At 62.0% G+C, this 20,088-nt stretch carries 16 protein-coding genes; 2 read left to right on the top strand and 14 right to left on the bottom strand.

Annotated features, from left to right (window positions below; all coding sequences use genetic code 11):
- The first annotated feature begins 11 nt into the window (after window positions 1–11).
- Window positions 12–2,018: a peptidase U32 family protein gene (locus tag CTR2_RS09435; protein WP_087084287.1), complete on the top strand. Its 2,007-nt coding sequence runs from the start codon at window positions 12–14 to the stop codon at window positions 2,016–2,018.
- A 257-nt stretch (window positions 2,019–2,275) separates the two neighbouring features.
- Here the strand turns inward: CTR2_RS09435 and CTR2_RS09430 are convergent, their stop codons facing one another.
- From CTR2_RS09430 to CTR2_RS09420, 3 genes are all read right to left on the bottom strand, one after another.
- Window positions 2,276–3,217, bottom strand: a complete 942-nt coding sequence (locus tag CTR2_RS09430) for an alpha/beta hydrolase (RefSeq protein ID WP_087084288.1) — start codon at window positions 3,215–3,217, stop codon at window positions 2,276–2,278.
- 66 nt (window positions 3,218–3,283) lie between these two features.
- Complete coding sequence (locus tag CTR2_RS09425; protein WP_087084289.1) at window positions 3,284–4,747, bottom strand: flavin-containing monooxygenase; 1,464 nt, start codon at window positions 4,745–4,747, stop codon at window positions 3,284–3,286.
- A gap of 9 nt (window positions 4,748–4,756) precedes the next feature.
- Window positions 4,757–5,506: an SDR family NAD(P)-dependent oxidoreductase gene (locus tag CTR2_RS09420; RefSeq protein WP_087084290.1), complete on the bottom strand. Its 750-nt coding sequence runs from the start codon at window positions 5,504–5,506 to the stop codon at window positions 4,757–4,759.
- Between the two features lie 310 nt (window positions 5,507–5,816).
- On the opposite strand from CTR2_RS09420, the gene CTR2_RS09415 reads away from it, so the two are divergent.
- Entirely contained in the window at window positions 5,817–6,617 is an 801-nt protein-coding gene (locus CTR2_RS09415; protein WP_087084291.1) for an SDR family oxidoreductase, read from the top strand.
- Window positions 6,618–6,671: 54 nt separating this feature from the next.
- Here the strand turns inward: CTR2_RS09415 and CTR2_RS09410 are convergent, their stop codons facing one another.
- From CTR2_RS09410 to CTR2_RS09360, 11 genes are all read right to left on the bottom strand, one after another.
- Entirely contained in the window at window positions 6,672–8,252 is a 1,581-nt protein-coding gene (locus tag CTR2_RS09410; RefSeq protein WP_087084292.1) for a class I adenylate-forming enzyme family protein, read from the bottom strand.
- Window positions 8,253–8,315: 63 nt separating this feature from the next.
- Window positions 8,316–9,116, bottom strand: coding sequence for an SDR family oxidoreductase (locus CTR2_RS09405; RefSeq protein ID WP_087084672.1), 801 nt, complete (start codon window positions 9,114–9,116; stop codon window positions 8,316–8,318).
- Window positions 9,113–10,654: a class I adenylate-forming enzyme family protein gene (locus CTR2_RS09400; protein WP_087084293.1), complete on the bottom strand. Its 1,542-nt coding sequence runs from the start codon at window positions 10,652–10,654 to the stop codon at window positions 9,113–9,115. The genes CTR2_RS09405 and CTR2_RS09400 overlap by 4 nt, the downstream gene beginning before the upstream one ends.
- A gap of 18 nt (window positions 10,655–10,672) precedes the next feature.
- Complete coding sequence (locus tag CTR2_RS09395; protein WP_087084294.1) at window positions 10,673–11,539, bottom strand: beta-keto acid cleavage family enzyme; 867 nt, start codon at window positions 11,537–11,539, stop codon at window positions 10,673–10,675.
- 102 nt (window positions 11,540–11,641) lie between these two features.
- On the bottom strand, window positions 11,642–12,784 hold the full coding sequence (locus tag CTR2_RS09390) for an acyl-CoA dehydrogenase family protein (protein WP_087084295.1): 1,143 nt from the start codon (window positions 12,782–12,784) through the stop codon (window positions 11,642–11,644).
- On the bottom strand, window positions 12,781–14,754 hold the full coding sequence (locus tag CTR2_RS09385; RefSeq protein ID WP_087084296.1) for an acetyl/propionyl/methylcrotonyl-CoA carboxylase subunit alpha: 1,974 nt from the start codon (window positions 14,752–14,754) through the stop codon (window positions 12,781–12,783). The genes CTR2_RS09390 and CTR2_RS09385 overlap by 4 nt, the downstream gene beginning before the upstream one ends.
- Window positions 14,751–15,584, bottom strand: coding sequence for an enoyl-CoA hydratase/isomerase family protein (locus CTR2_RS09380; protein WP_087084297.1), 834 nt, complete (start codon window positions 15,582–15,584; stop codon window positions 14,751–14,753). The genes CTR2_RS09385 and CTR2_RS09380 overlap by 4 nt, the downstream gene beginning before the upstream one ends.
- 10 nt (window positions 15,585–15,594) lie before the next feature.
- Window positions 15,595–16,773 carry an acyl-CoA dehydrogenase family protein gene (locus CTR2_RS09375; RefSeq protein ID WP_087084298.1) on the bottom strand — a complete coding sequence of 393 codons (1,179 nt, stop codon included), beginning with the start codon at window positions 16,771–16,773 and terminating at the stop codon, window positions 15,595–15,597.
- A 50-nt stretch (window positions 16,774–16,823) separates the two neighbouring features.
- The gene (locus CTR2_RS09370; RefSeq protein WP_087084299.1) at window positions 16,824–18,467 is read right to left on the bottom strand and encodes an acyl-CoA carboxylase subunit beta; all 1,644 of its coding nucleotides are present in this window, start codon (window positions 18,465–18,467) and stop codon (window positions 16,824–16,826) included.
- A complete protein-coding gene (locus CTR2_RS09365; RefSeq protein WP_087084300.1) occupies window positions 18,464–19,354 on the bottom strand; it encodes an SDR family oxidoreductase in 891 nt (296 codons plus the stop codon). The genes CTR2_RS09370 and CTR2_RS09365 overlap by 4 nt, the downstream gene beginning before the upstream one ends.
- Window positions 19,354–20,001, bottom strand: coding sequence for a TetR/AcrR family transcriptional regulator (locus CTR2_RS09360; protein WP_238707667.1), 648 nt, complete (start codon window positions 19,999–20,001; stop codon window positions 19,354–19,356). The genes CTR2_RS09365 and CTR2_RS09360 overlap by 1 nt, the downstream gene beginning before the upstream one ends.
- Window positions 20,002–20,088 lie beyond the last annotated feature (87 nt).

Genomic DNA, 20,088 nt, shown 5'->3' with positions numbered 1-20,088 from the left:
ATCCTGCCCCTATGTCTCTCCTGCCCCACCAGCTCGAACTCCTGTCCCCGGCGCGCGACGCCGATATCGGCATCGAAGCCGTCAATCACGGCGCGGACGCCGTCTATATCGGCGGCCCGGCCTTTGGCGCCCGCGCGACGGCAGGCAACGACATCCGCGATCTGGAGCGGCTCATCAAGCATGCCCACCGCTTTGGCAGCCGCATCTTCATCACGCTCAACACCATCTTGCGTGACGATGAGCTGCAGGGCGCGCGCGATATGGCCTGGCAGATCTACAACGCCGGAGCCGACGCACTGATCATCCAGGACATGGGTCTGCTGGAGCTGGACCTGCCCCCCATTCAGCTGCACGCTTCCACCCAGACCGATATCCGCACGCCCGAGAAGGGCCGCTTTCTGCAGGACGCCGGTCTGTCGCAGATCGTGCTGGCGCGCGAGCTGGACCTCCAGCAGATTGCCGCCGTGCGCGCCGCGACAGACCCGAGCCGCACCACCATCGAATACTTTGTGCATGGCGCACTGTGCGTGGCCTACTCGGGCCAGTGCTTCATCAGCCATGCCCACACGGGGCGCAGCGCCAATCGCGGCGACTGCAACCAGGCCTGCCGCCTGCCCTATGAGGTGACCGATGCCAGCGGCCGCATCATCGCGCATGAAAAGCATGTGCTGTCCATGAAGGACAACAACCAGAGCGACAACCTGCGTGCCCTGATCGATGCCGGCGTGCGCAGCTTCAAGATCGAGGGCCGCTACAAGGACATGGGCTATGTGAAGAACATCACGGCCCATTACCGCAAGCTGCTCGACGAAATCATCGAGGAGCGCGAGTTCTCCGATCAGCCGCTGGCGCGCTCGTCGTCAGGCCGCACCACTTTCTCGTTCGAACCCGATCCGGACCAGAATTTCAACCGCGAGTTCACCGACTACTTCGTCAACGGCCGCAAGGATGACATCGGCGCCTTCGACACGCCCAAGACACCGGGTCGTGCCATAGGCTGGGTGACCCAGGTCGGCGACAAATGGTTCGAGATCGAAACCAGCGACAAGGCCACCGAGCTGCACAACGGCGACGGTCTGTGCTACTACGATCTGCAAAAGGAACTGGTGGGCGTGCACATCAATCGTGCCGAATGCGTGAGCGCCAAGAAAGGCATCTGGCGCGTCTTCCCCAAAAACGAGATTGCCGAGTTCAAGGATCTGCGCAAGGGCCTGGAGATCAACCGCAACCGCGATATGGACTGGGTGCGCACGCTGGAGAAAAAATCCAGTGAACGCCGCATCGGCCTGTGGGCCGAGTTCAAGGAAGCTGCTGCCGGCTTTGCGTTGACGCTGACCGACGAGGACGGGTTTGTCGGAGCTGCCGCCATCGAGCATGAGCACCAGAGCGCCACCGACCCAGCCAAGGCAGAAGCCACGCTGCGCGAGCAGTTGGGGCGCTTTGGCGCGACGGTTTTCGAGGTGAACGATATTTCACTGAGCCTGAGCCAGCCCTGGTTTGTCCCGGCATCGGTGCTCAACCAGCTGCGTCGCGATGCCGTAGCTGCATTGGAGCAGGCCCGCGCCGACGGCTTTGTGCGTCTGCCCCGCGCCAAGCCCGTGGAGCCGCCCGTGCCTTTCCCTGAAGACACGCTGACCTATCTGGCCAATGTCTACAACCAGAAGGCCCATGACTTCTATGTGAAGCATGGCGTGAAGATCATCGACGCTGCCTACGAGAGCAAGGAAGAAGAAGGCGAAGTCTCGCTGATGATCACCAAGCACTGCGTGCGCTTCTCGATGAGCCTGTGTCCCAAGCAGGCCAAGGGCGTGATCGGCGTTAAGGGCACCATCAAGGCAGAGCCGCTGCAGCTGATCAACGGCAAGGAAAAGCTCACGCTGCGCTTTGACTGCAAGCCCTGCGAGATGCATGTGGTGGGCAAGATGAAGAAGTCAGTGCTCAACCAGCATGCCAAGGAAATGCAAGAGTCTCCCATGCAGTTCTACCGCACACGCCCCACACCTCAGCAACTTTCCTGAGCACGTTTGAGCCCACAAAAAAGCCCGCTACCGGCAACGGTTGGCGGGCTTTTTTACAGCCTCAGAACCACTAGCAAAAACCCTCGATTCAATCCCTTTGCTCAAATCGTCTATTTTTTAGGCAATCCGTGCAAATCACCATCTGGCGCGGGTTTCAAGGCTTGAAAGCATAGTTTTCCACAAGAGCGTCCACATGATGCGGGGATAAAACTGAGGCATCCATCACACATGACTGTATACATGAACAGTTGCATGTATCAGGCTTGTCCAACAGCCGATATCTTGCCGAAAGACAGCTTCGCACAAGCCTCTTGCAGCAACTTTGCCACTGCCGGCACCAGGGTGCTGAAGTTGGCAAACCCATGCAACATGCCTTGCGCACGAAGGCTGGAAACGGCTACGCCGGCCTGCTGCAGGCGCAGGCCAAAGGCCTCTCCTTCGTCGCGCAATATGTCCAGCTCCGCCGTCACCAGCACCGCTGCCGGCAAGCCAGCGAGATCGGGGTACTGCATGATGGAGGCCAGTGGATGTGCAGGCATGGCAGGGTGATAGTGATGCCACATCGCGGCCATGGCTTCGGTGGTGAGAAACGGCATCTGCCCATAAAGCGCATGCGATGGCGCATCCATATGCGCATCGCAGACCGGATAGAACAGCAGTTGCTGGGATATGCCTCTCCAGCCGTCTTCTTTTGCGCGCAGGCAGGTGGCGACGGCCAGATTGCCCCCCGCGCTGTCGCCCGCCACCATCAGCTGCCGCGCATCGCAATGCAGCTCGGCCGCATGCAGTGCCACCCAGCGCGTGGCGGCATAGGCGTCGTCCAGCGCGGCGGGAAAGACATGCTCGGGAGCCAGCCGGTAATCGACCGACACAAGATTCATGCCGGTCAGGCGCGCCAGGTGGCGGCACAGGTTGTCATGCGTTTCCAGCGTGCCTATGCACCAGCCACCGCCGTGGAAATAGACCATGACCGGCGCTGCCTGCGCGGTGCCGGGACGGTACAGGCGCAGCTTGAGCGGCTGGCCATCGCCACCGGGAATGTCTATCTCGCGCACCTCATGCATGGGCAGGTCGGCAGGCGGGAAGGCCATGTGGTCCATGAGCTTGCGGATTTCGGGCACCGGAGTGGCCACAAAATCAATGGGCGGAGCATCCTTGAACTGCTCCAGCACGGCAGCCATTTCGGGGTGTATCTGCATTGGGACTCCTTGAAGTTGATGAAGCGCGCCCGACCGGGACAGGCCAGGACGGGCGCAAGAGGGCACTCAGGCCACAAGCTCTTCGGTCTGGTGGTGGATATAGTCCTGCCATACCGGCGCACTCATCTCCTGCCTGAAGCGCGACTGCGACCAAGGCCATGTGTTGGGCACACCGTTTCTGTCCAGGTACCAGCTGTTGCAGCCCGAGCCGAAGACCGAGCCTTTGGCGGCCTGCAAGCGCTCCTGGTCGTACTGAGCCAGGGCTTCGGGCCTGGCCGAAAGCCCTGCTACACCGGCTTGCTGACCACGCTCTATCAACTGCGAGATATAGCCCCACTGCATTTCCGAGGTATCGATCAGGGAGAAGTTGCCCACGGGAGAGGTCGGCCCGTTCATGAAGTAAAAGTTGGGAAAGCCCGGCACCGAGATGGACTTGTATGCGGTGGGCACATCGCTCCAGGCCTGCTCCAGCGTGGCTCCGTTCAGGCCTGTCACATTCATGGGGCGCACATAGCGGTCGGTCTTGAATCCCGTGGCTAGGACGATGATGTCCACCTCATGCAGCACGCCGTCGCTGGTACGCACTCCCTTTTTCTCGACCTTGGCAATAGCTTCGGTGATCAACTCGGAATCGGGGTGCTGGATCGCCTTGTAATAGTCGGGCGAATAAATCAGGCGCTTGCAACCAGCCCGGTAATGAGGCTGCAGCTTTTCACGCAAGGCTGCGTCTGCAACAGAGCCATCCAGGTTGTCCTGGCAGATTTTCTGAATTTCCTGAATCTGCTCCGAATTCGGATCCAGCACACCCTCGGTAAAGCGTTCAACATTGGCCACATAAGTAGGTTCGCGCTGCAGATAAATCAGCAGATCGCGGTTGCTGCGGAATTCGGCGCGCTGCTCTTCGCTGAAAGCTGGATTCTCGACCGGAAAAATCCATTGGGCCGTGCGCTGAAAATGCCTCACCCTGGCACGCGACGCCAGTGCCGAGACAATTTGCACGCCCGTTGATCCCGTGCCGATGACGGCGATCCTCTTGCCGTCCAGCGGTACCGAATGATCCCAGCGCGCACTGTGAATCGTGTTCCCCTCGAACTCCTCCAGGCCCTTGAGCTGCGGGTAGTTGGGGTGGTGCAGCACACCTGTGGCGGCAACCACCACCTTGCCCTGATATTGCTTGCCATGCTGATCCTGCAGCGTCCAGGCATCGCCCGTCCATTCGGCACGCGTGATTTCGGTGCCGAACTGCGAAAAATCGGCAATACCGTATTTCTGGAACACGCCTTCGAAATACTGCTGAATCTCGGCTCCGGGCGGAAGTACCCGAGACCATTCGGGGTTGGGTTCGAAAGAATAGGTGTAGGCGTGCGATGGCACATCGCAAGTCAGGCCTGGATAAGTATTATCCCGCCAGGTTCCCCCCAATGTCCCGGCCTTTTCAAGAATAATGAATTTCTTCCCGCTATTCTTCAGATGAATACCAGCCAGAATTCCGGACATTCCGCAACCAATCACTATGACATCATATTTCATTGGAATTCCTTAAATATTAATTACTTTTGCTGCAGAGAATCCGCCATCTACCGGAAGATTGACCCCGGTAATAAATGAAGAAATATCGGAAAGCAAAAATGCCACGGCATTACCCACCTCTTGCGGCCTGCCCGCCCGCTTGAGCAAATGCATGGCCTCGAAAGCCTGGCCTACAGGCAGTTCATCAAGCATGGTGGTCATGGGCGTATGGATATAGCCGGGGCTGATGCTGTTGACCCGCACCCCGTGAGGACCGAGATCCGCGGCCAGACTGCGCACCATCTGGATCACAGCCCCCTTGGAGGTGCAATAGGCCAGATTGGTCGGGTTGCCCAGCATGCCGTTGATGCTGGCGATGGTGACGATGGAGCCCTGACCGCGCTGTTTCATGTGGCTGGCCACGGCACGAGCACTGAGCATGGTCCCCGTCAAATTGACCTGCAGTACCTGCTCCCACTCCTGCAAGGGCATGCTCTCCAGATCACCCACGCGGGAAATGCCAGCCGAAGTCACCAGCCCATCAATATGCCCATAGCGGTCCAGCATGTAAGCAACCAACTCATTGGTCAGCTTCTCGCTGCTCACGTCAAGCTTGCGAAATTCGCAGCCCTGCGGCAAATCCTGGCTTTGCTGCAGATCGGCACACACCACCTTGGCTCCGCTGGCTGCCAGGGCCTGGGCGCTGGCCAGGCCTATGCCCGAGGCACCACCTGTGACCAGAACCACTTTTCCTTCCAAACCACTGATGAATGGATTCATTTTCAAACCTCAATACTGACTGACCGCCACCAATTGGCGATGAGGATTGAGATTCTTTGTTCTTTTCAAATTCAAATCACTCTGAGTTTTCCTCTTTACAAAATAAGTTTGTGTTTACAGTCCCTAGTGAAAACCATTAATTCATTCGGACGTACTGTGCCCGGATTTTTTATATGTCAAGCAGGTCTTTCCATTTAATCAATCAATAAAGACTGTAAACACCTTCAATAACTGTCAAGCGGGAATTCGTGAGAAATATAGATAAGCTGGAAATGCTTTAATCCATTCGTATTTAGCCAATGAGGAAATCATGAAAGTTGCAGTCATCACCGGCGCCGCCAGTGGAATTGGTGCAGGCCTTGCCAGAAAGGCAGTCACTCTTGGAATGAAGGTCGTGGTTGCAGACCGCGACCAGGCGGGTCTTGAGAAAGTCGCGCTGGAACTGGGAGATCAGGCATTGGCCGTGGCCACCGATGTCACCAGCCAGGCGTCGCTGGATGCGCTGGCCGACAAGGCCTATGCAGCTTTCGGTCAGGTCGATCTGCTGTTCAACAACGCAGGCGTTCTCAGCACCGGCAATAGCTGGGAGATCAGCGATGCCAAGTGGCAGCAGGCCTGGCAGGTCAATGTCAACGGCATCGTCAACGGCCTGCGCGCTTTTGTGCCGCGTCTGCTCAGGGCCAACCGGCCTGCCCGCATCATCAACACAGCATCGGTAGGCGGCTTTCTGCCCAGCGCCATGATGGCTCCCTACTCCGCCACCAAGTTCGCAGTGGTCGCGCTAACCGAAGGTCTGGCTGGCGAACTCGCGGCCATTGATCCGCAAATCAAGGTCTCGCTGCTGGCACCAGGCCCCGTCAGGACAGCCATCTTCCGAGAAGCACCTGACGCGGCGTCGGCAAAGTTTCACGGCATGATGACCCATTTGCTCGACGAAAACGGTATGGACACCGAGGAGTTCGCCAACCGCGTCTTTGCAGCCATTGACCGTGGTGAATACTGGATCGTGCCTCAGCCGGAGATGCTGGACCCGCTACTCAAGGCTCGCAACAAGCTCATCGAGACGCGCGCCGACCCGGTACTGTCCTGGGCGCAGGAGACCGCAGAGTGAAACCAGGGCCTGCTTTTGCAGGCCCTGGCAGCATTTGCGGGGCACGCCCGGATATCAGGTGCCCCAAAGCTCTCTGGCCACCTGCTCGAACTGGCGTCGCATCACGTTTTTCTGCACCTTGCCCGTCGCCGTGGACGGGAAGGCCTCCACGAAATGGACCAGTTTTGGCACTTCAAAGCCGCTGAGATGATTGCGGCAATGGGCCAGTATCGACTCCGAATCCACTTGAGCCCCCGGCTTGCGCATGACAAAGGCACAGACCGCCTCGCTCCAGTGGGGATGCGGCAGACCGAACACGGCGGCGGCCGCCACTTCCGGATGCGCCAGCACCACGGCTTCAACCTTCACGCTGGCCACGTTCTCGCCGCCGGTCTTGATCATGTCCTTCTTGCGATCTATGAACTCCATGCGCCCCTGCGCGTCCCACATGCCCAGGTCGCCGGTATGGTGCCAGCCAAACTTCTGTGCCTCTGCCGTCGCCTTGGGGTCCTTGAAATAACCCAGCATGGCATTGGGGCCGCGGTGCACGATCTCACCGACCTGGCCCGCTCCCAGCAGATTGCCATCGTCATCCATAACGGCGGTCTCGCAAGTGCTCAGAGAGCGCCCCCAGAAATTGGCATCGCATTCGGCGTTGAGCAAGGGGTAGAAAGTCATGGTAGCCGGATATATCTCGGTCTGTCCCGTGGCCAGGGAGATATTGCGGCACATGCGCTGCGCAATCTGGGCGATCAAGGGTTTGGGAATGGGCGCCATGGCATAGATGCACTGCCGGATGGTGGTGGGCGCAAAACCCGGATCGGCCAGCACCGCGGCATACATCAGGGGCAGTCCGACAAAGATCGTCACACCTTCCTTCAGCACCAGTTGCCCAACCTCCGCCGGTACAAACTGCCGCGTGAGCACGGTGCAGGCGCCTGCCGCCAGCGCAGTCTGCACCAGCGCATGCTGGGCGCAATGAAACAGAGGCAACCAGCCGCTGAGCACATCAGCCTCGCCATATTTCATCTCGTCGATATTGCCCTTGACCGCCGCATATACCGACAGATGGGAATGCACCACGCCCTTGGGATTGCCCGTAGTGCCGCTGGTGTACATGAGCAAGGCCGCCTGGTTGTCGTCAATATCAACCTCGGGCAAAGCATCGGACTGGCCTGCCTCGGCCTGTGTCAGCGATATGCCCGGCAGCACTTGCTGCACTTGCCGGCGAGTGATGATGAGCGGCACCTGCAATTGCTGCAGAATTTCGGCCAGCCCGGGCAGGGCCAGCAACTCCTGATCGACCACCACTGCCGACACCTCTGCATGCCGCAGGATGTAGTCGATGCTCGATACCTCCAGCTTGATATTGACAGGCACCCACACCTGCCCCGCCTTGTGAATGGCATTGCAGGCCACCACCATGTCTATGGAATTGGCGCACAGCATGCCGATCTGCTTGCTCGTCCCCAGCGTCGAGAGCAAATAATGCGCGAAGCGCGAACTTCGCGCATCCAGCTCGGCATAGCTGATGCGCTCAGCACCATCGACCAGCGCCGTACGGCTGCCAGACTTGCGCGCCGTGCGGTAGAGCAGGTCGCCCAGCGCAATGCGCCGGATGCGCCGTGCCTCCTTCGTCAGACTCATCTCGATCATGGTTTGTCTCCTTGATAGTGTGCAACCCGGAACCCATAACCCACGCTTTTTCTTGTTGTGTCTCTAATCCTGCTGCGGCATTGCCATGGCGGCGGCAACCATGGGCGAGAGCTGGCCCTGCGCCCCGCCGTCACAGGCAATGACCGTGCCGGAGATATAACTGGCCGCATCGCTGCCCAGAAACATGGCCAGTCGGGCAATATCCGCGGTCGTACCCATGCGCCCCAGCGGCACCATGCTGCGCACCAGAGCGTCTCCTTCTGCCCCCTGCGGGGCCAGCCGGCGCATGCCTTCCGTGCCCTCGATGGGGCCGGGGGAAATGGCATTCACACGAATGCCCCTGCCACCCCACTCCAGCGCCAGCACCCGCGCCAGATGGTCCACTCCTGCCTTGGCTGCACAGACATGGGCCTGGTACATCATGGGCACGGTGGACTGGGGCGCGGTGATGAAGATCAGGCTCGCCCCCGGCTGCCGCAAGTGCGCCAGAGCCTGACGCGCGACATGAAAGCTGCCCAGCAGATCGATGTCCACCACCACCTTGAAGGCGTTGGACGACATCTGCTCCGCAGGTGCGAGGAAGTTGCCTGCCGCACCAGACACCAGCACGTCAAGCGGCCCATGGCAGGCCACGGCCTGCGCCAACGCCGCAGCCACGGCCTGCTCATCGCGCACATCGGCCACCACGCCAAAGGCCTGCGCACCCAACGTCGCCAGGGCCGCATCCACATTGGCCTGCTTGCGGCTGACGACCGAGACTCGGGCTCCTGCCATCGCGTAGTGCTGGGCAATACCCAGGTTGATGCCTGTGGTGCCGCCAAACACCATCACATGGCGGCCCGAAAAGTCGAATTGCACATTCATGGACAGCACTCCTCTGTTCGCAACAAGGCTTTCTGGATCTTTCCTGCCGGGGTCAACGGCAGCTCGGTGCGAAACACCAGCTGGCGCGGCAGCTTGTAGTCAGCGAGCTGCTGACGGCAATGCGTGAGCAGTTCCTCCTCGCTCACGCTGGCATCAGATCTGATCACGATGTAGTAGCGCCCCACCTCGCCCAGCACGGGGTCCGGCACGCCTATGCCGGCGACCATCAGCACGCCTGCATGACTGGCAATCACGCCCTCCACCTCGCTGGGATAGACGTTGAAGCCGCCCTGTATGAACATGTCTTTTTGCCGCCCCTTGAGGTGGATCAGGCCCTGCTCATCGACAAGCCCCAGATCACCCGAATGAAGCCAGCCGCCGGCAAAAGCATCTTCGTCCTGCTGCTGCCCAACATAGGCCGGAATCACCCCAGCACCACGAAACCACAGCTCCCCCACCTCGCCGCTGCGCAGCTCTTCACCATCGACCCCGGCCACGCGCAGTTGCGCCCCTTGCAGCGGCTTGCCTATGCTGTGCAGCAGGGCTTGTTGATCTGTCTGCCAGGGCGTCATAGCGATGGCCCCGGAAGTCTCGGACAGACCATAGAGATTCATGATGTTCACGCCCGGAAACTGCTGCTGCAGCCGCTGCAGCAACACCGGCTCCACATTCGATCCGCCCACCACAATCAGGCGCAACCGGCTCATATCCACCTCTGCCAGAAGCGGATGCATGAGCAGCAGCGTCAGCATGGTGGGCACGCCCACCAGCCAGGTCGGCGGATGCTTTTGCGCCATCCTCAACACGGATTCGGGGCTGAACATGGGCACCAGCTCGCAGCAACCGCCCGCCAGCAACATGGTCAGCACGCCGCAGGTAATGCCGCCCACATGATTGAGCGGCATGGCCAGTTGCACCCTATCGTCCGCCGCAGCCCTCACATGCGCATGCTGAGCCAGCGCTGAACCCAGTTGAGAGCGATGCGTCAGCCCCGCTGCCTTGGGCCTGCCCGTGGTGCCCGAGGTGTAGATGATCATCAGCAGGTCATCCGGTGCAGGACCGACGCCTTCATGCAAGGCTTTCGCGCCGGACTGCAGCGCTTGCTCGAATCCTTCATCCACCCACAGCAGATGCTCCAGCGCCGCAAAACGCCGACGGGCCTGCGCCAGATAGTTCTGGTAGTCGAAGCCGGCAAACTCGCGCGGCGCAAGCACGGCCTTCACCTGGCTGTCCTGCAGCATGAAGTCCAGTTCGGCATCGCGATATCGGACGCTGAGGCCCACCACGATCAGCCCCGTCTTCGCCGCCGCAAGATAGCTCAGCACCCAGGGCAGACCGTTGGGCAGGATGATGCCGATGCGTTCACCGGGTCGCAGGCCCAGCGAGGACAGATGGGCAGCCCAGGCGCTGGCCATGACATCCACCTGCTGCCAGCTGTAGCTGCGTCCCTGGTCGATATAGGCGGTCCTGTCTGGATGCGCGGCCACGGTCTGCGCCAGTGCCTGTGCCACGGTCCGGGGAGGAATACAAGCGTTCATCTGTGACTTCTCCCCGATTCAGGCCGCCAGGTGCAGCATCTGCCTGGCCTCCCGGGGAGTGGCAACTTCACGGCCCACATCACGCGCATAGCGAGCCAGCTGCTCGATCAGCGGAGCGTTGGAGGTGACCTTGCTGCCGTCGGGCAGATAGAAAGTGTCTTCCAGTCCGCTGCGCAGATGTCCGCCGAGCTCTGCCGTGCGCAGATGGGTGGGCCAGATCTCGCTGCGCCCGATCAGCGTGGTCTGCCAGGGCGCATCCTTGATCTTGAGCCTGAGCAGTATGGGCAGCAGATCGGGGTCTGCCGGCATGCCGGACTCCACGCCCATCACGAAGTTGTATTCGGGCAGGCCGCGGTACATGCCGGTTTCCACATACATGCCCACGCAGCGCACGATGCCCACGTCAAAGCACTCGAACTCGGGCAATGTGCCGGTCTCTGCCATCACATCGAGAAAGTCCTGTACCTTGGCAGGCTGATTGTCGAACAGCATGGGCGGCCAGGCCCAGCTTCCGTTGCTGCGGGTCTTGAGATAGTTCAGCGAGCCCGCATTGCAGGCCGCCATCTCGGGTCGCGTGGCACGCAGGCAATCCAACGGTCCCTGGTAGTCGGGACCGACCACGCCGGTGGTCTGATTGATGATCAGGTCGGGGCAGGCTGCACGCATGGCATCCACGCAGGCCCTGGCCACTGCAGGGTCCCAGCTCGGCAGATGACCCTTGCCCTCTTCCTGGCGCCTGAAGTGCACGTGTACCACGGAGGCGCCCGCATCATAGGCTCGGCGGGCTTCCTGCGCCAGCTGCTCTGGCGTCACCGGCACATGGTGCTGATTCGGATCGGTCAGCACCCCGGTAATGGAACAGGTAATAATGGCTTTATCGGACATATCGCTCCTTAAATAGAAGCTGATAACGCTTTACACATAAGCGTTTCAGGCTGATTTCGCTCAAACTTCCCGGCAACGGCTGAGGCCGCTGCGACAGCCGCGCTAGATACGCCACTGGCGCGCGGCCAGCTCTTTCATGATTTCCTCGGTGCCGCCGCCAATCGTCAGCACCTTGACTTCGCGGTAGATGCGCTCGCTCAGCGTGCCGCGCATAAAGCCCATGCCACCCAGAATCTGCACCGCCGTATCGGCGCAGAACTGCATGGTCTGGGTGGCGTGGTTCTTGAGCACGCAGACCTCTCCCACCCAGTCCGCCCCGCTATCGCCGCCATCGGCACGTGCGCAGACCGCGTTGATCCAGGCTTCGGTGCTGCGCAGGCGCTGCTGCATGTCCACCAGCTTGTGACGTATGACCTGATGCTGATTGAGCGTCACGCCAAAGGTCTGGCGCTGCTGGGCCCAGGCCAGCGCCTCGTCATAGCAGGCCTGGGCAAAGCCCAGTGCAGCGCAGGCAATACCCAGGCGCTCGCCGTTGAAGTTGTGCATGATGGCGCGAAAGCCCTCACCCTCGGCTCCGAGCAAATGACTGGCCGGCACGCGCACGCCATCAAAAAACAGATGGGCCGTGTCCGAGCATTGCCAGCCCATCTTGTGCAGCGGGCTGCGGCGCAGTCCCGCGCTGTCGCCCGGCACCAGGATCAGCGAGATGCCGGATGCACCTCTTTGCTCGCCCGTGCGCACCGCCACCGTGATCCAGTCCGCACGCATGCCCGAGGTGATGAAGGTCTTCTCGCCCTCGATCACATACTCGTCACCCTCGCGCCTGGCCCGGGTACGCAGCGCCGCCACATCCGATCCGCCGCCGGGCTCGGTAATCGCCAGCGCCGCGATCTTGCGGCCCAAGAGAACATCGGGCACCACCTGCTGCTTGAGCGTATCGCTGCCCAGAGCCACCACGGGCGGCAGGCCGATGTTGTGCGACAGCAGACTGGCCAGCACGCCTCCACTTCCGCCGTAGCGGCACAGCGCCAGCCACAGGGCTGCGCGCAGGCTGTGCGTGGCCGGGGTACCACCGAGCGCCTCGGGATAGCCGATGCCCAGCAGCCCCAGCTCGGCGGCCTGGCTATAGAGCTGGCGCGGGAACTCGCCCGCCTCGTCCCAGGCCGTGACATGGGGGGCGATTTGCTCGCGCGCAAAGCGACGCACCAGGTCATAGAGCATTTCGCGTTCAGGGACATCCGTCATGCGGGACCTCCAGACATGGGCGCCAGTTTCAGCAGCACCTGACCCGGCGCCACCTGCTGGCCGGCATGGACCTGCACCGCCTCCACCCGGCAGTCGGCCTTCACGCTCAGGCTGTGCTCCAGCTTCATGGATTCGATGACCACGACCACATCGCCGGCCTTCAGCGCCTGCCCGGCCACCGCGCCCAGTTGCACCACACGGCCGTTGAACGGGGCGCGCAGCTCTGCGGTCTGGCCCGCTGCTGCGGCATTCTCGGGCGGGGCATAGCTTGCATCTTCGACCCACCAGTCCACGCCCCCGGCCTGCAGATGCCAGCGCGAGCCGCCCTGCCCGGCGGGCAGCTCTACGGCCTGCACGGTCTGGCTCAGGCCCGCCGATCTCGCGCGCCAGCCATGGGCCAGCAACTCGTCGACCTGCAGCAGCTCAGGCTCGGCGCCGTGCCGCTGCAGCAACCAGCTGTCTGCGGTCTCGGGCCGCAGCATCAGCTCCTGTGTCCGGCCCCGGTGCTGCAGCTTGCGCAACTGGGCATAGCTGCAGGCCAGCGGCCCCGGCCTTTGGCCCACGGCGCACAGTGCTCCCCAGTGCTGGTGTGCCAGAGCTTCCTTTTCCCGCAGCAGTTGCTGCAAGCGTGGCGCATCGCCCGCCAGATAGGAGATCAGAGCCTGGCCCCGCCTGAACACCTCGTCGTTCAGGCACTCAATCAGAAAGGCGCGATTGGTCGGCAAGCCCAGCACCGAGAGGCTGCCCAGCGCATGAATCAGCCGATCGATGGCTTGCTCTCGCGTTGGCGCATGGACAATCAGCTTGCCCAGCATGGCGTCGTAATAGGGAGTGACTTCGCTGCCGGTATGCAACGCGTGGTCAAAGCGTAGCGGCGCACGGCTGAAGACGGCGGCCTCGGGTGCCGAGAAATGCCGTACCACGCCGGTATGGGGCTGAAAGTTCTCGTCTTCGGCGCACAGCCGCACCTCGATGGCATGGCCGTCGAGCCGAACCTGCTGCTGCGTCAGCGGCAAAACCTCGCCGCACGCCACGCGAATCTGCCACTCGACCAGATCAAGGCCCGTCAATGCCTCGGTCACAGGATGCTCGACCTGCAGTCTGGTATTCATCTCCATCAGATAGAACTGCCGGCCTTCGACCAGGAATTCCACCGTACCCGCACCCACATAGCCTGCGGCCCTGGCCAGGGCCACGGCGCAGCTGCCCATCTGCTCTCGCAGCTCGACATTGACGGCCGGACTGGGGGCTTCCTCGATGATCTTCTGGTGGCGGCGCTGAACCGAGCAGTCGCGCTCCCCCAGATGAATCACATGGCCATGCCCGTCGGCAAACACCTGCACTTCCACATGACGCGGATGCATGACGGCACGCTCCACCAGCAAGTCACCATTGCCGAAACCAGCCAAGGCTTCGGAACGTGCACTGTTCAGAGCGGCATGCAGTTGCTGGGCACTTTCCACCAGCCGCATGCCGCGCCCGCCGCCACCGGCCACGGCCTTGACCATGACGGGGTAGCCAATCATGGCGGCTTCGTCGGCAAAGCGCGCATCGCTCTGGTCGTCGCCTTCATAGCCCGGCAGACAGGGCACTCCATGGGCCTTGGCCAGTTGCTTGGCGGCGGCCTTGCTGCCGAGCTGGCGAATCGCCGCCGGCGGAGGGCCAATCCAGATCAGGCCCGCTTCCTGGACGGCCTCGGCAAAGCCGGCATCCTCGCTGAGAAAGCCGTAGCCAGGGTGTACGGCATCGGCTCCTGTGGCCTTGGCGGCCGCCAGCAGCTTGTGCATGTCCAGATAGCTCTGGGCCGATGTCAGCCCGCCCAGTGCATAGGCCTGCGTGGACTGTTGCACATGGAGGCTTTGCGCATCCGCATCCGAGTACACCGCCACGGTCTCTATGCCCATGCGCCTGGCCGTGGCCATGATGCGCAGCGCAATCTCGCCACGATTGGCAATCAGAATGCGCTTCATGATGCACCTCCTGCAATGCAGGTCCAGGGAGCGGGCTGCTTGCTGGAAAAGGCCTTGAGCCCTGCCCCCGCTTCAGCGCTGCGCAGCGCACTGGCAAAGGCCTGCGCGCCCTGGTTCAGCGATGCATCCAGACTTTGTCCGCCAATGGCTGCCAGCAGCTTTTTGGTCGTAGCCACCGCCTGCGGTGCGGCCTGCGCGCAGATCTCGAGCTGCTGCTGCAGCTGCTGGCGCCAGTGGGCAGCATCTGCGGCCTGTATCACGGTCTGAACCAGACCTGCCTGCTGTGCCTGGCTTGCGGACCAGCGCTGGCCGCCCAGCAGCCATTGGCGCGCCAAGCCGTCGCCCAGCCTGCGCAGCACAAACGGCGCAATCTGCGCGGGCACAATGCCCAGCGTCACCTCGGGTGTGGCAAAGACGGCCTGCTGATCCGCCACCACCCAGTCGGCCACGCAGACCAGCCCCACACCGCCGCCCATGGCCGCGCCCTGCACGGCAGCGATCAGCAGTTGGGGCAGCTCTGCCAGTTGCTGCAGCAGCTGACCAAACTCGCGGTTGACCTGAACCAGCGGGTCCTGCGCCCCCGCAGGCAGCGGCGAGCCTATGCTGCTGGCAAAGCCGCCCAGGCTCCCACCCGCGCAGAAATGCCCGCCATTGCCGCACAGCACGACCACGCGCAGCAGTGAATCCTTCTGCGCTCTGGCGGCGTGATCGCGCAAGGCTTGCACCACCTCATCGGTCAGCGCATTGCGGGTTTGCGGCGAGTTCAGTCGCCACCATTCCACAAAGCCGTTGCCTAAGGGAAGACGTTCGATTTCAAGCACCTGAGTCATGCGCCGCTCCTCAGTGCGCCTGGCGCTTGATCAGCCCCATGGTCTTGCCAATGATGCCCAGCATGACCTCGTCGGCACCGCCGCCTATCGAGCCCAGACGCCCATCGCGGTACAGGCGCGAGACACGGTTGTCCCAGGTAAAGCCCATGCCGCCCCAGAACTGCAGACAGGTATCGGCCACTTCGCGCGTCAGCCGCCCCGACTTGAGCTTGGCCATGCTGGCCAGCTGCAGCGCATCCTGGCCCGCCATATACATCTGGGCTGCACGATAGGTCAGTGCGCGCAAAGCCTCGACCTCGGTCTGCAACTCGGCCAGCTTGAACTGCACCCATTGCTGATCGATCAGAGTGCTGCCGAACATCTGCCGCTGCTGTGCCCACTCAATGGTCTGCTGAATACAGTCCTCCATGGCGAGCAGGCCGCTGGCCGAGGCCCAGAGCCGCTCCTCCTGAAACTGCTGCATCTGATAGATGAAGCCCTGTCCCTCCTGCCCAACCAGATAGCGCTGCGGCACGCGCACCTCGTCAAAGAACAGCAGGCCCGTGTCCGAAGAGTTCATGCCGATCTTGCGCAGCTTCTGCGCCACTTCCACGCCCCTGGTCAGCTTGCCGCGCGGCCCCTCTCGCAGCGGCACCATGATGAGACTTTTGTTCTTGTGCACCGGTCCATCACCGGTGTTGACCAGCATGCACATCCAGTCCGCCTGAATGCTGTTGGTGATCCACATCTTCTGGCCGCTGATGATGTAGTCATCGCCATCCTTGCGGGCATGGCTTTTGATACCCGACACATCGCTGCCCGCACCGGGCTCGCTCACGCCTATGCAACCCACCATATCGCCCGCGATGGCGGGCGCCAGAAACTGATCGCGCAAGGCATCGCTGCCAAAGCGTGCCAGTGCGGGCGTGCACATATCGGTCTGCACGCCAATGGCCATGGGCACGCCGCCGCAGCGGATATGGCCCAGAGTCTCGGCCATCATCAGGCTGTAAGAGTAATCCAGACCCGCGCCGCCATAGGCTTCGGGCTTGGTCAGGCCCAGCAGGCCCAGATCGCCCAGCCCCTTGAACACCTGGTGCGCCGGGAAGATCTCCTCCTGCTCCCATTCATCGACATGAGGATTGATCTTCTCGTCGATATAGCGCTTGAGGGTCTTGCGCACTTCCAGATGTTCATGGGTCCATTGCATGGCTTGTCTCCGTCGAGTCCTGTTTGGAAGAAAAGGGAAAAGGTGCGGCACTACATGCGCGCGACCCCGAACTGCACGGGGCGCACCGTGCGCTGCTGCGCTTCGTACAAGGTCTGCAGGCAGAACGAGAGCACTTCTCGGGTGTCGCGCGGATCGATCACGCCGTCGTCCAGCAGCAGCCCGCTGGTCACCAGCGCATCGGCCTGGGCCTCGAACATGGCCACGATCTGGTCGTACTGCTTTTGCATCAGCTCGGCATCGACGGGCAGACCCTTGCGTGCCATGGCGGCCTCGGTGACCTGGCGCATGGTGCTGGCCGCCTGCTCGCCGCCCATCACAGCCGTCTTGGCGCCGGGCCAGCTGAAAAGAAAGCGCGGCGCATAGCCTCGGCCGCACATGCCGTAGTTGCCTGCTCCGAAACTGGCCCCGCACTGGATGGTGATCTGCGGCACGGTGGCGTTGGTCACGGCCTGAATCATCTTGCTGCCGTGCTTGATCATGCCGGCCTGCTCGCTGTCCTTACCCACCATATAGCCCGTGGTGTTCTGCAGATAGATGATGGGGTGGCCCAACTGGCACATCCATTGAATGAAGTGCGCGGCCTTGCTGGCACCGGCCACATCGATGGGGCCGTTGTTGGAGATCAGGCCCACGGCATGGCCTCCGATATGCGCCTGCGCGCACAGCGTGGCCGCACCGTAGCCGGACTTGAACAGCAGCAGCTCGGAGCCGTCCACCAATCGCGCCATGACCTCATGCATATCCACCGGCTCGCGGTGGTGCGCCGGCATCAGCCCCAAGAGCTCATCGGCCTCGTAACGCGGCTCGACAACTCCTGAACCAATAGCATCTCGTTTATATATATCAAGTGCTTCAGGCCTTTTCCACTGGGACAGCTGAGACACCACGGCGCGTGCCATGCCCAGGGCTTGGCGGTCGTCCTCCGCCAGATACTCGCCCAGCCCCGAGACACTGGTGTGCATCTCGGCGCCGCCCAGCTCTTCCTCGGTCGCGATTTCGCCTGTCGCCGCCTTGAGGAGAGGCGGTCCAGCCAGAAAGGCACGCGAGCGACCGCGCACCATGATGACCACATCCGACAACCCCGGCATATAGGCTCCGCCGGCCGTGCCCGAGCCATGCTGCACGGTGATGACCGGCAGACCTGCCGCAGACAACCGCGCCAGGTTGCGAAACAAGGCTCCGCCCATCACAAAGCCCTCGACGCGGTAGCGCATGAGGTTGGCGCCTGCACTCTCCACCAAATGAATGAAGGGCAGCTTGTTCTGCAGCGCAATCTCCTGCACACGCAGCATCTTGTCCAGGCCTTTTTCCTGGATGGCTCCCGCTTCGATGCCCGAGTCGCTGGCCACGACCATGCAGCGCACGCCGCTGACAAAGCCGATGCCCGCCAACATACCGCCTCCGGGAACCGACTTGGAGGGATCTTCATGGTCCAGCATGAAACCCGCCAGCGTGCACAGCGGCAGCCACGGCCGGCCAGCATCGAGCAGCAGGGCCACTCTTTCGCGCGGCAGCAACTGGCCGCGCTTTTCAAACTGCGGCTTGGCCCGCTGCGATGCCTGGGCCGCCCGCTGCTCCAGCTCACGCAGGGCGGCGATGCGCGCCAGCGTGGCGGCCCGGCGCTGCTGCGCCTGCTCGCCGGCGGCATTCCATTGCGATGCAAAGACGCTCATGACTGAAACACCTTGGGAGTCTGGTAGAGAGAAAAGCCATCAAATGCACGCACTGCGCCGCGTTGCTGCACCTCGGCACTGGCGGCTACCGGACCCATGCCCATGCGCACCTGGGGACGGGCACCATCGACGCGCAAAACCGTGCCGCTGATGAAACTGGCTGCGGGACTGAGCAAAAACACGATGGAGGCGGAAACCTCGGCCTCGTTGCCAAAGCGCCCCGCCGGCACGGTAGCAGGCATCTTGCGCAGCATGGCTGCCGCTTCGGGTGGGTAGTGATCCATGCCGCTGGAGGCGATGTAGCCGGGGGCGATGGCATTCACACGCACGCCATGGGGCGCCCATTCCGCAGCCGCCGTCTCGGTCAAGCTGACCATGCCTGCTCGCGCCGCACCGCTGTGCCCCATGCCCGGCATGGAGCCCCACATATCGGCCACCATGTTGACGATGGAGCCGCCATGCTCTGCCATGTGTTGCACAAAGCATTCGCGCGCCATGAGGAAGCCGCCGGTGAGATTGGTGTCCAGCACGGCCTGCCAACCCTTGGCTCCGATGCTGGCCAGGGGGGCGATGTACTGCCCACCCGCGTTATTGACCAGGGCGTCGATGCGCCCGTGGCGGGCCAGAACCTCGGCCACCAGCGCTTTGACGGCAGCCTCATCCCGTATATCCGCTCTGTGACGGCTGACTCTATCCTCCGGTACTCCGGCCTGCTGCAGCTCGGCTTGAACCGCAGCCAGCTTGTCCTGATTGCGTCCCACCAGGGCAACTGTGGCCCCCAGGGATGCCAGCTCGTGCGCAACGCAGCGGCCGATGCCCGAGCCGCTACCGGTCACCACAACCACCTGCCCCGCAAACAATGCGGCACGGAATACGGATTGGTACATCAACGCTCTCCAATGAATAAGGCCAGGGCCTGCTCGGTAAGCTCATCCAGCGTCAGCCCACGGCCTTCGGAAAACCATTGAGCCGTCCAGTTCAGCGCACCGAAGATCAACAGGCGCGCAATCTCGGGACTGGCCTTGAGCTTTCCCGTGTGGTGCAGGGCTTGCAGTGCGGGCATCCACTGCGCCTCGTATTCGTCTTTTTGCGCTCCCACATCCACGCGCTGCTCATCACTGAGCAGCCTCCATTCATAGAGCATGACGGGAATGAAGTCGCTCTCCGGACCGACCATGATCTGCAGGTGATTGCGCACCAGGGCCCGCAGGCGCTGCACACCGCTGGCACGCGCCGTCAGCCCATCGAGCGCAGCAGCCTGGCTCGCGGCAGCCTGTGCCATCCCATCGCGCATGACCGCATGCAGGATGGACTCCTTGCTCTCGAAAAAATAGAACAGGGAGCCTGGCTGCATGCCAGCAGCAGCAGCAATATCTCGTGTACTGGTGCCGTGAAATCCGCGCTGCCTGAACAGCTGCGCCGCGACCTTCACCAGCTCGCCACGACGCATGCTTTCATTGCGCTCATCGGCCGACTTCGGAGGCCTGCCACGACCGCGCTTTTTTACTATGACTGCTTCATGACTTGTTTGCATGAGACGCAGCATATCGGCCTTTTCTATTTTTACCAATCATTTGCTTTGTAAAAATAACTAGGGCTTGTACGCAAGGGTTTTCAAGCA

The organism is Comamonas thiooxydans, assembly GCF_002157685.2.
Taxonomy (GTDB): Bacteria; Pseudomonadota; Gammaproteobacteria; order Burkholderiales; family Burkholderiaceae_C; genus Comamonas; species Comamonas testosteroni_H.
This window is presented reverse-complemented; position numbering and strand designations above follow the sequence as displayed.